Genomic DNA, 11,065 nt, shown 5'->3' on the forward strand with positions numbered 1-11,065 from the left:
TTCACTCGTGCAGGAATAGAAACCAGTCAATTAATCACCGGGACCAGATGACACAGTTAAGGACTCCCGGAATGCATAACCGGAGAATGATACCACATTCCCCCGAATAGCATGGATGGCTATTCATTTCATTAACCAATTGTCAGGCACCACGCGACAAGGTGTCAGGCAGGCAAGGTTATAGAGTGACGCTTTCCCACTGTTTCTGGAGCTTTTTCTCCGATACGCTCATGGATGTCCCCAACTTTTGCGCGAAAAAGGACACCCTGAATTCTTCCATCATCCAACGGTAGAGCTCCAGCTCCGGGTCAGACACCCCTTCTTTCTGATGCTTGGCCAGCCTTTCCTCGTAACGCTTCCACATTGGTTCTATGATACGAAGGAAATCACGTTCCTGACTTACCTGCCGCGGCATTTTTTCCAAACGCTCTTCTACGGCCTTCAGGTATCGAGGGTAATGGCGAAGCCACTCACCCGGCACCTGCTTCAGAAAGCCATCAAAGACAAGATGGGCCAGCTGCTGTTTAACATCAGCCATTGGCATGGCAAGCGCGAGCACAGTAGACTTTGACAGCACTTTATTCAGCGCATGATGCTGCTTGAGAATATCATGCAAAAGAAGCGCTCTTTCCTCTGCCGCCCCCACCCAATCAGCCTTACAGGACTGCAATCGCTGCTTGAATTGTTCCCGGTTTCGAATCGGCTCTCTTCCAGTGAGAAACACCTCCATCGCCGAACTCAGAATCAGATCGTCGACCAGGGGTTCGAGTTTACCCTTAGGCGCATAATACAGACCGATTTCGTTCTGCTTCGGCAGATTCTTACGCAGATACTTCACCGTATCAGCCAGGGCAAACATGATCAGTCTTGCGACCCCACGGCTGTGTTGTACCAGTGCACCCTGCTCATCAAACCCGGCGGTCAGGGCAACCGATTTACCATCGTCACGCAGGTAAGGAAATAGAAACAGGTTTGCGCCACCTTGCTCGACCTGCTTTTTGGCAGGCACACTATCAAAGTCCCAGGCAACCAGACCGGCTTTTTCCTCGAACAGCTGGTTACCACTATCGGCTACCGCTGTCTCGATATCTTTTCCGATCTGATCCACCAGACGATGGTAGTCGCGGCCGCTGGCGATGACCTTGCCTTTACTGTCCACCACCGCGATGGTAATTTTCAGGTGATCCGGCAATGCGGACACATTCCAGCTTTCCTGATCGATGGTAATTCCCGTCATCTTTCTGAGCTGACGCCCCAGCACAGCGGTAAGAGGCTCATCAGTCGGCTCCATCGCCTCTGACGCTGCCTTAGCGAAATCCGGTACGGGAACAAAGTTTCTCCGCAGAGATTTGGGAAGAGACCGGATCAAGGCTTCACATTTTTCCCTCAACATTCCTGGCACCAGCCATTCCAGTCGGCTGACAGGCAACTGTTGCAAAGCCGCCGGAGGCACCTCAATGGTGACCCCGTCATCTTTTTGTCCGGGCTTGAAGGCATAATCAAGCTTGAATTGCTGGCCCCGCCACTGAAGATTATCCGGATAGGCAACGCCAAGATCCGTTTCCGGCCGGCTTCTGAGTAGATATTCCTCAGTAAGAATCAGTGAGTTCTTTTCTGAATCCGACAGATGCTTGTACCAGTATTCGAGTGTTTTAACGGTGGTACAGTCAGCCGGCAAAAGCTCATCGTAAAACTGAAACAACGTTTCATCATCGATTAGGAGATCCTTGCGCCGAGTCTTGGCTTCGATCAGCTCAACGGATTCCCGGTTTGCCGCATTCTCCCGAATAAATGGCAGCCGGGAGAGGATTTCCCCTTCAATCAGCCCCTCACGAATCAACAGCTCACGGCTCAACTTCGCATCAATCCGTCCATAGCTCACTCTACGCCGGGGAACGACGACCAACCCATACAGACTCATTTGAGCAAAGGCCTGCACTTCGCCCCGTTTCTTCGACCAATGGGGCTCAAGATAACTGGTCTTCAGCAAATGAGGAGCAATATGCTCAATCCAGAGCGGCTCTATTTTGGCCACGGTTCGCGCAAACAATCGACTGGTCTCCACCAGCTCGGCAGCCATCATCCAGGGAAAGCTTTTCTTCTTCAGCCTGGAGCCGGGAAATATCAGGAACTTGCGCTGTCTGGGGCCGACGTATTCGTTTTTCTCATCTTTTTGCCCCACCTGACTGATCAGTCCGGTTAACAAGGCTTTATGGATCTGCTCATAGGTCGCAGGCTCGGCATTTTCCTTGTAGTCCAGGTCATGGCAGAGAATCAGCAACTGCCGGTGAGTATCCCGCCATTCCCGCAGGCGGAGAAACGACAGGAAGTTTTTCTTACACCAGGCCCGTAATTGGCTGTTGGACAACTCCTGACGCTGCTCCTCATAGGCGCGCCAAAGGTTAAGAAAATCGAGAAATTCCGACTGCTCATCAGACCATTGAGCGTGCTTCTGGTCTGCCGCCTGCTGGCTTTCATGAGGACGCTCACGGGGATCCTGAACGGCCAGCGCCGACACAATCACCAGGATCTCGCCCAGGCAATGCTGCTCTGCGGCAGCAAGCAGAATCCTGGCCAGACGGGTATCTATGGGAAAACGGGAAAGCTTACGGCCGACGTTAGTCAGCTTCCGATCCTTACTGACAGCACCGATTTCTTCCAGCAGCTTATATCCGTCGTTGATGTACCGCTTGTCCGGTGGCTGCATAAAAGGAAACCGGGACACATCCCCCAGCCGTAAGGCAAGCATCTGCAAAATAACGGAAGCCAGATTCGTACGCAGAATCTCCGGGTCAGTAAACTCCGGTCGACTGACAAAGTCTTCCTGACTGTATAAGCGAATACATATCCCCTCTTCCACCCGGCCACAGCGACCAGCCCGTTGTTGGGCACTGGCCTGGGAAACGGCTTCCACCGGAAGTCTCTGCACTTTTGACCGGTAGGAGTAGCGGCTGATTCTGACATCACCCGGATCAATCACATAACGAATTCCCGGCACGGTCAGAGAGGTCTCAGCCACGTTAGTGGACAGGACAATACGCCGGCCACCATGGGATTGAAAAATTCGGCTTTGCTCCTGGTGGCTCAGGCGGGCATAGAGAGGCAATATTTCCGTATTGCGCAGCTCAGCTTTTCGCAATACGTTGGCGGTTTCCCGGATTTCCCGCTCACCAACCATAAAGATCAAAATATCGCCCGGCCCTTTTCCGGCGGCCCTTTCAATCTGCTCAATTTCACTGACTGCTGCCAGGATGCCTTCCTGCAGTGACAGGTCCGCATCTCCTTCTTCGGAGCTCACCAATGGACGATAGAGGATATCAACCGGGTAGGTCCGCCCTGAAACCTCAATCACCGGTGCACTTTCAAAGTGGCTGGAAAACCGCTCCACATCGATGGTAGCGGAGGTAATGATCAACTTCAGATCCGGCCGGTTAGGGAGAATATTTTTCAGATAGCCCAGAAGAAAATCGATATTCAGGGAGCGTTCGTGGGCTTCATCAATAATGATGGTATCGTAGCGGCTGAGAAAACGGTCATGCTGGGTTTCCGCCAACAGAATCCCGTCGGTCATGACCTTAACCAGAGTATGTGGCGTGCTCTGATCGGAAAACCGAACCTGGAATCCTACCTGATCGCCAACTTTACACTGCAACTCTTCACCCAGACGATTGGCGACAGCCCTGGCCGCCAGACGGCGTGGCTGGGTATGACCGATCATACCGGAAATCCCACGCCCCATATCCAGACACAGTTTAGGCAACTGAGTGGTTTTCCCAGAACCGGTCTCACCCGCCACAATGACCACCTGGTGCTCTGCAATCGCCTGCCGGATATCATCCAGGCGTTCGACTACCGGCAATGTCTCCGGATATTTCACTGCCGGAACTTTCTGCCGCCTTTCTTCTCTTAAAGCAGCGGAGGCTTCCGCTTTCTTACAAAAGGTTTCCAGGTCTTTTTCAGATTCTTTTTGCTGCAGCTGGCGCCATTGCTGCTGTAGTCGGTACCGGTCTTTAGTCAGCACCAGATCAGGATTAAATGCTTTCACGGAAAATCGCGTATTGGTCATGAATGTACAGGGGGAGAATGATAACGGGAAAAGGCATCTTTGTAAGCCCGCCTTTGATAGCAGGAAGGGCGAAAAGGAAAAGGCCGGGAGATGACCGGCCTTTTTGGGTCGTCAGTATCTACCGTCAGGCCGCATGGCTGTGTTTCTTGACTTCCTCATCACGCAATTCGCGTCTGAGGATCTTGCCCACGTTGGATTTCGGCAATTCGTCCCGGAACTCTATGAATTTAGGCACTTTGTAAGCGGTCAATCGTTCACGACAGAATTCTTTCAACGCACTGTCGGTAAGATTCGGACTGCTCTTCACTACAAAGACTTTTACCACTTCACCGCTCTTCAGATCGGGAACCCCAATGGCCGCACACTCCACCACATCCGGGTGACTGCCAACCACGTCCTCAATTTCATTGGGATACACGTTAAAGCCGGATACCAGGATCATATCCTTCTTACGATCGACAATCCGCAGATAACCGTCATTCTGAACCAGTGCGATATCGCCCGTCTTGATCCAGCCGTCTTCTGTCATCGTCTTGGCGGTTTCATCCGGACGCTGCCAGTAGCCTTTCATGACTTGAGGGCCCTTCACACACAGCTCACCAGCCTCCCCTACCGACAACTCCTTACCTTCATCGTCAATCACTTTGACGTGGGTATTAGGTATGGGCAATCCGATAGTACCGATCTGCACCGCATTGATGGGATTAATGGATACGACCGGTGACGTTTCAGTCATACCGTAGCCTTCCGTGACATCGCAACCGGTGACGGTTTTCCACATCTTGGCAGTATCCGATGTCAGAGCCATACCACCGGCGGCGGTAATTTTGAGGTGACTGAAATCCAGGTCCTGGAAACCTTCGTTATTGCACAGTGCAACGAACAACGTATTGATGCCCAGAAACCCGGTGAAGTTCCACTTCTGCAATTCCTTGACGAACCCGTCCAGATCCCGCGGATTGGGAATCAAAACGCTGTGGTTGCCTGTCTCCAGCATAATGCCGCAGTTCATGGTGAAGGAATAAATATGGTAGAGCGGCAACGGTGCTATGATGGTTTCGCAGCCTTCACCCAGTCGAACAGTCAGCAGTGGTTTCAGCTGTAATACATTGGCAACCAGGTTGGCTTGGGTCAGCATCGCCCCTTTGGCCACCCCGGTCGTGCCGCCGGTATACTGCAGCACTGCCAGATCGTCGCGTTTGATCTTAACCTTCCTGAACGTGCTTTTGCTTCCCAGGCCAAGTGCCTTGGTGAAACTTACCGCATCAGGAATATCAAACGGGGGCACCATTTTTTTGATGTACTTGACCGCCTTGTTCATGACGAAACGCTTCAGCGGAGAATGCATGTCGGCGATTTCGGTCACAATCACGGTTTCGATGCCAGTGTGGGGCAACACTTCTTCAGCGGTCGCCGCCATGTTAGCCAACACGACAAGCGCCTTGGCTCCCGAGTCATTAAACTGGTGTTCCATTTCCCTGGCGGTGTACAGAGGATTCGTGTTCACCACAACCAGACCGGCGCGCATGGCACCATACACCGCGATCGGGTATTGCAGAAGATTTGGCATCTGAACGGCGATACGGTCGCCGCGCTTCAGGTTGGTGTGATTCTGCAGATAGGCTGCAAACTGTCGGGTATACTGTTCCAGCTCACCGTAAGTAATGGTGGTTCCCAATGCCGAAAATGCCGGTTTATCGGCAAACCTCTGGCAAGCCTGCTCGAACATCTCAACCACAGAAGCATACTTGTCCAACTCAACCTCAGAGGGGATACCCGGAGGGTACTTGTCCTTGAAAAAGTTCTCCATACGCCTGTCTCCCAATACAATCGCTATCAATCGTTATTCTTTTGTTGTGAATTTGCCGGCAGAGATATCCAATACCGGGTTGTCAGAATGACCTGGACTTTTATGCCCGCATTTTCAGGATATTTAGCAGCCACCGACAACACTGCTCACAGCACCACCTGCGTTGATGAACCTGGCAACCCGGGGCTGGCCTTATCGGTTTCATGGAACTTTATTGGTTTCATGGAACTTTATCGGTTTCATGGAACTTTATCGGTTTCATGGAAGATTGTCGGTTTCATGAAACTACAGTGAACCACATCCCCCATATGGGTTAGGACATATTGCAGTTGATGATGATGTTATTTTGGGTGCTAAGAATACCAGCTTTGCGACCTACAACATAGACAAAGGTATGATATTTGATAATGTGGCAAGGTTTGTTTGGCGTCATAACCTTCTGATTAGCCAATAAATGATCAATACACCGGGAATTCTTGACCTGTCATTGTCATCAACCAAAACCATAATCCCTTACATCATATCTGAAGAAAAAGAGTAAACAGGATGCAGTATCAGGAATCAGACCTGGCCAGTGCTGAAAGATTGGACGAAAGCCATAGTCCGGACACCATCGAAAGTATCGATGGTCACCAAATTACCCTCTATAAATGGCTACCCCAAAATCGGGCTCCCAAGGGCGTGTTTCAGATCGTACACGGGATGGCAGAGCATAGCGCCCGTTATGAACATCTGGCCAAAGCCCTTACCGAACAGGGCTTCATGGTAATAGCCCACGACCACCGTGGCCATGGGCGTTCAGCAAGAGGCAAGCTCCTCGGACATTATGACGACAAGGACGGCTGGCGCAAGGTGGTCGGAGACGTCAATCTGGTCTACCAATATTGCCAGCAGCACTGTCATCAGGGCCCCCATGTACTATTTGCCCATAGCATGGGCTCTTTTATCACCATGGGCTTCCTGATGAACTACCCCACCGCTTTGTCCGGCCTGATTCTTTCGGGAAGCAATTACTCCCCACCAATAAAGTTCAAAGCCGCCGTCCAGATTGCCAGACTGGAGAAGCTTCGTCTGGGTGCGAGGACCACCAGCAAATTTCTGGATTTCCTGTCGTTCGGCTCATTCAACGATCACTTCAAACCTAACCGTACCAGCCACGATTGGCTGTCCCGGGATACGGAACAGGTGGATCGATACATCAATGACCCTGCCTGCGGGTTTATCGCAACCACTCAATTATGGTGCGACTTTCTCGGCGGACTGAGGGACATCTCAGCTTCCCGCAACCTCAGAAAGCTCCCCAAAAATATTCCTTACTATCTTCTCTCCGGAGACAGGGACCCCGTGGGAGGAATGGGCAAAGGCGTTAAGGAGCTGTCCCGTAAACTCAAGAATAGCGGAGTTCAGCAACTGAACTGCCGGTTATACCCGGATGGCCGTCATGAGATGTTAAACGAAACCAATAAAGACGAAGTTATTCAGGATATGGTGAAATGGCTTGAGCAACACCATTTACTGCCTGACTCCTGTCACCACTGAGCCTGTTACCACCGAGCCTGTCAGGCCGACGGACGGCCATGCTTCCGGGTTGAATATAAGCTACACTGAACACAGTGTCTCAATTTACCAGGTACGATAAGTAGACTTATGGACGTATTAGAAAACTTCACTTATGACGAACTGGATGTGGGAGATACTGCCACATTCACCAAAACCCTGACCGAGGATCAAATTATCCTGTTTGCTGCCGTCTCAGGCGACATGAATCCGGTTCACCTGGATCCAAAATTTGCAGAAACGACGGTTTTCAAAGAGCGGATAGCACACGGAATGTGGTCAGGAGCACTGATATCGGCGGCCATTGCCACGGTATTACCAGGTCCAGGATCTATCTATCTTGAACAAAGCATGGCGTTTCTGAGGCCAGTAAAAATCAACGACATTCTGACTGCCCGGATTACGGTAACGGAAAAACTTCCGAAAGGCCGCGTGGTACTACAGTGTGAAATCCACAACCAAAATGACGAGCAAGTCGTTTCCGGTCAGGCCAAAGTCATTGCGCCAAAAGAAAAGATGCAGGTAGACAAACCGGAACTCCCGGAAATCACCATCGGTTAACCGCATCTCGTAGAGCCTTGCTCTATCCAATCAAGCTTACGCTATCAAGAACCAAAAAAGCCGGACAACTGTCCGGCTTTTTTATTCCCTCATCCAAGCCCTGATCAGGTCGGGAAGAAGTCGATGGGATATTGCACCTTCTGCTTCTCAGTGTCTGCCTTGGCACCAAAGTTGACCAACAGCAGTCTTGCACAGACTTTGCGTTCAACTTCCGGATTGCCCAGCTCACTTTTGACAACATCACAGGAAGATACCGATCCGTTGGATTCCAGCACCAGCTCAAAGGTGACAGCACCTTTCAGGGTCGGGTTCTGCCTCAGCTCACGCTTGTAGATCCGCGAGATAGCCCCCTTATTGGAGTCAAACACCCGGCGGATTTCCTCCGCTGAACGCCCGCCACCTTTTCTGGATTGCTTCGCCGCAGCCTCTTCTTTTGCCACCTGTTCAGCCACCGGTGATTCCACTTCAGTCACCTGACGAGTCGCCAACGCCATTTTCTGCGTGCTCTGGTCAAGCTGACTGGTGTCCACACCGCCACTGCTCTTGGTGGAAACACTGTTGACCAAGCCTTCAGAAGACTTACGCGCTATCGGTTTAGCGGTCAACAGCGGCTGGTCCGTTGCCGGTGCCGTATCCGCTAAGGCCCTCAGTTCTGACAGCTGATCACTCAATGCCAGAAGTCCTGTGCTCTTGGCCTTCTCGCGAGCTTTCTGAACATCATTCTTGGGCTCGGGTTTAGGCTCAGGCTTCGGCTCGGGTTTGGGTTCGGGTTTAGGTTCGGGCTTCGGCTCGGGTTTCGGTTCCGGCTCTTCCTTTTTTTCCTCAGGTTTGGGCGGCTCCGGTTCGGGCTTCTTGATTTCGGGTTTCGGCAATTCCCGCTTCTCAATGACCACCCGGGCCAGCTGAGGAGGCAGGGCTTCCAGCTCCTCACGGCTTTTCTCGGGCAGATTAACCAGCGGGACAATCGTACCAATGACCAGAAATACCAGGAAACAGCACAGCAGAATCAACAGGAAGCGGTCACGCTCTTTGGCATCCACCTGCCAGGGCAATGGTACACTCGCGGTTCTCATGCTCCGGCCTCCCCTTCACCCTTGCGAGATACTGCCAGGGAGATACTGCTGTAACCGGATTCCACACAGGTGGACATAATTCTCTTCAGCAGTTTGTACGGCAGTTCCCTATCAGCCATGACCATAATTGGCCTGCCGTTGGGATCTTCAGCAACGGTTCTCGATGCCTGATAGTCCAGCTCTGCTTTGAGGCCATCGATGATCAGAGACTCCTGATCAGCAGCCTTTCCGGCATTTGCAACCACCCGACCACCGACAACGATATTGTCTTCGGAGACATTGATCGTCAGCAGGTCTCTTGGCAGCTGATCAGCAACCGAAACCGGCAGTTTGATATCCGCATTCTGCTGTAAGACCTGAACGTCCGATGAGTTCACCATCAGGAAGAAAACCAGGATGGTAAATATGTCCATCAGGGACACCAGGTTCAAACCGGCTGTTTTGTGCATGCGCCGATAGTGGCGCTGCACTCTTTTTGCGCGGGCGGACTGCTTCATTGAGCACCTCCCGCATCAGCCATGGGATCGATGATTTCCGGAGCGTCCGCGATGGATATGTCTGGAAACAGTTCCGCATTCACAACACTGCCGGCCACAACCGTTCTATAAGACCTCAGAGTATCCATGGCGGTTACCAGAGTCTGATAGGAGGTATTATCCTTGGGCATAATTGTGATATCGCGCTTCTCCGGCAGACGGGCCTTGATATCCTTGGCAACCAGACTCAGCAATGCAAAGTCGTGTTCACCGGTTTCCAGTTTGGGGATCTGCTTGATCACCCCGCCCTTGTTGTCAGCGACAATTAACCGGTCATCCAGGATAATGGCCTGCAACTGCAGGTTTTCTTCATTGTTGTTGCCCCCAGTGGACTCTGGAAAATTCAGGTCCAGAACACTGGTCTGCGCAAATACGAGATTGATAAGTAACACCGGTACCAGAACGATCATGAGATTCATGAACGCGGTAATATCAAGCTCAGCATTGCGCTCCGGGCGACGATGCTTACGACGCATGATGATTATCCTGGATTAAGCTTGTTCAGTACCGTTGTTACTACGCTCAGAAATCAGGTTCATGATTTTCACGCCGGCGGCTTCAAAACTGTCAACAATTTCGTTAGTTTTGGTTTGCAGGATAGCGTGCAAAAGCAGCAATGGAATAGCAGCAATCAGACCGAATGCGGTGGTGTTCATCGCCACGGAAATACTCTGGGATAACAGGTTGGCCTTCTCGGCAGGGTCCGCATTCGCAACGGCGGTAAAGGCCGCGATCAGACCGATAATGGTCCCCAACAGCCCAAGCAGAGTGGATACGTTCGCCAGAGTGGCCAGATACTGGGTACGTTTTTCCAGCCTTGGCAGCACCTCCATCAACCCCTCTTCCATGGCATATTCAATGTCATCACGAGACTGGCGGTTTAACAAGCGACCTATACCGGCGCCAATAATGCTTGCCATAGCCGTACGCGACTGGTTGGCATGTTTGAGCGCGCCACGATAGTCGCGCTTCCTAACCATAGGAATCAGTTTATTGAAATCAGAACGGTTGCTGACTTTTGCAACACTGAGGTAAACATACCGCTCTATTGCAATCGCTACGCCAAGTACTAACACAACGGCAATAGGATACATAAAGGTTCCGCCGTCTTGAAAAAAGCGAACGATAGTCTCAAACATTTGAGAAGGCTCCTGTAAAAATCAAAGATACTAATGCTATTCCAGGTCGCCGATTTTAAGATACTGCCTGTAATACAGGCGCTCGCGGAAGCTTTGTCTCTCCACCGGCTCTAAAATGCCATCCAATTCCTGCTTTGGCGCCGGCACCTGAATCTCAGGACTCTTGGGTGTTTGCCACGGAATCAGATACAAGACCTGGGGCTGCTCCTGATCACCTCGAACTGAGGTTCCCTCCAGTTCGATCCGTTCTACGGCAGCGGAGGTGATACTGTAGAGAGCCGTAAAAAGGATAGCAAGCCTTTGATGAATCTGCATAACTGAGC

The 11,065-nt window shown here is 51.5% G+C and carries 10 protein-coding genes; 3 read left to right on the top strand and 7 right to left on the bottom strand.

The window, feature by feature from the left end; all coding sequences use genetic code 11:
• Positions 1–178: 178 nt before the first annotated feature.
• Both hrpA and BTA51_RS10800 read right to left on the bottom strand, forming a co-directional pair.
• Entirely contained in the window at positions 179–4,066 is a 3,888-nt protein-coding gene (hrpA, locus tag BTA51_RS10795; protein ID WP_094707456.1) for an ATP-dependent RNA helicase HrpA, read from the bottom strand.
• A gap of 124 nt (positions 4,067–4,190) precedes the next feature.
• The gene (locus tag BTA51_RS10800) at positions 4,191–5,876 is read right to left on the bottom strand and encodes an AMP-binding protein (RefSeq protein WP_094707457.1); all 1,686 of its coding nucleotides are present in this window, start codon (positions 5,874–5,876) and stop codon (positions 4,191–4,193) included.
• A gap of 87 nt (positions 5,877–5,963) precedes the next feature.
• Here BTA51_RS10800 and BTA51_RS10805 point away from each other — a divergent pair, with 87 nt between their 5' ends.
• The 3 genes from BTA51_RS10805 (at position 5,964) to BTA51_RS10815 (ending at position 7,994) form a co-directional block, all read left to right on the top strand.
• Entirely contained in the window at positions 5,964–6,170 is a 207-nt protein-coding gene (locus BTA51_RS10805; RefSeq protein ID WP_094707458.1) for a hypothetical protein, read from the top strand.
• A gap of 252 nt (positions 6,171–6,422) precedes the next feature.
• Positions 6,423–7,415: an alpha/beta fold hydrolase gene (locus BTA51_RS10810; RefSeq protein WP_094707459.1), complete on the top strand. Its 993-nt coding sequence runs from the start codon at positions 6,423–6,425 to the stop codon at positions 7,413–7,415.
• Positions 7,416–7,523: 108 nt separating this feature from the next.
• Positions 7,524–7,994, top strand: a complete 471-nt coding sequence (locus BTA51_RS10815) for a MaoC/PaaZ C-terminal domain-containing protein (protein ID WP_094707460.1) — start codon at positions 7,524–7,526, stop codon at positions 7,992–7,994.
• A gap of 104 nt (positions 7,995–8,098) precedes the next feature.
• Here the strand turns inward: BTA51_RS10815 and BTA51_RS29905 are convergent, their stop codons facing one another.
• The 5 genes from BTA51_RS29905 to BTA51_RS10845 are packed head-to-tail and all read right to left on the bottom strand — an operon-like array spanning position 8,099 to position 11,057.
• Complete coding sequence (locus BTA51_RS29905) at positions 8,099–9,067, bottom strand: AgmX/PglI C-terminal domain-containing protein (RefSeq protein ID WP_141215573.1); 969 nt, start codon at positions 9,065–9,067, stop codon at positions 8,099–8,101.
• Positions 9,064–9,564 carry a biopolymer transporter ExbD gene (locus tag BTA51_RS10830; protein ID WP_094707463.1) on the bottom strand — a complete coding sequence of 167 codons (501 nt, stop codon included), beginning with the start codon at positions 9,562–9,564 and terminating at the stop codon, positions 9,064–9,066. The genes BTA51_RS29905 and BTA51_RS10830 overlap by 4 nt, the downstream gene beginning before the upstream one ends.
• Positions 9,561–10,079, bottom strand: coding sequence for a biopolymer transporter ExbD (locus BTA51_RS10835; RefSeq protein WP_094707464.1), 519 nt, complete (start codon positions 10,077–10,079; stop codon positions 9,561–9,563). Before BTA51_RS10835 ends, BTA51_RS10830 begins: the two co-directional genes overlap by 4 nt.
• 15 nt (positions 10,080–10,094) lie before the next feature.
• Positions 10,095–10,742 (bottom strand): MotA/TolQ/ExbB proton channel family protein, encoded by a 648-nt coding sequence (locus BTA51_RS10840; RefSeq protein WP_094707465.1) that lies wholly within the window; start codon positions 10,740–10,742, stop codon positions 10,095–10,097.
• A gap of 36 nt (positions 10,743–10,778) precedes the next feature.
• The gene (locus BTA51_RS10845; protein WP_094707466.1) at positions 10,779–11,057 is read right to left on the bottom strand and encodes a hypothetical protein; all 279 of its coding nucleotides are present in this window, start codon (positions 11,055–11,057) and stop codon (positions 10,779–10,781) included.
• Positions 11,058–11,065 lie beyond the last annotated feature (8 nt).

Source organism: Hahella sp. CCB-MM4 (assembly GCF_002260525.1).
Lineage (GTDB): Bacteria > Pseudomonadota > Gammaproteobacteria > Pseudomonadales > Oleiphilaceae > Hahella.

Bases quoted from the DNA above. Each gene is read 5' to 3' on its own strand.
- hrpA (WP_094707456.1), bottom strand. From the start codon at position 4,066: ATGACCAATACGCGATTTTCCGTGAAAGCATTTAATCCTGATCTGGTG.
- BTA51_RS10800 (WP_094707457.1), bottom strand. From the start codon at position 5,876: ATGGAGAACTTTTTCAAGGACAAGTACCCTCCGGGTATCCCCTCTGAG.
- BTA51_RS10805 (WP_094707458.1), top strand. From the start codon at position 5,964: ATGACCTGGACTTTTATGCCCGCATTTTCAGGATATTTAGCAGCCACC.
- BTA51_RS10810 (WP_094707459.1), top strand. From the start codon at position 6,423: ATGCAGTATCAGGAATCAGACCTGGCCAGTGCTGAAAGATTGGACGAA.
- BTA51_RS10815 (WP_094707460.1), top strand. From the start codon at position 7,524: ATGGACGTATTAGAAAACTTCACTTATGACGAACTGGATGTGGGAGAT.
- BTA51_RS29905 (WP_141215573.1), bottom strand. From the start codon at position 9,067: ATGAGAACCGCGAGTGTACCATTGCCCTGGCAGGTGGATGCCAAAGAG.
- BTA51_RS10830 (WP_094707463.1), bottom strand. From the start codon at position 9,564: ATGAAGCAGTCCGCCCGCGCAAAAAGAGTGCAGCGCCACTATCGGCGC.
- BTA51_RS10835 (WP_094707464.1), bottom strand. From the start codon at position 10,079: ATGCGTCGTAAGCATCGTCGCCCGGAGCGCAATGCTGAGCTTGATATT.
- BTA51_RS10840 (WP_094707465.1), bottom strand. From the start codon at position 10,742: ATGTTTGAGACTATCGTTCGCTTTTTTCAAGACGGCGGAACCTTTATG.
- BTA51_RS10845 (WP_094707466.1), bottom strand. From the start codon at position 11,057: ATGCAGATTCATCAAAGGCTTGCTATCCTTTTTACGGCTCTCTACAGT.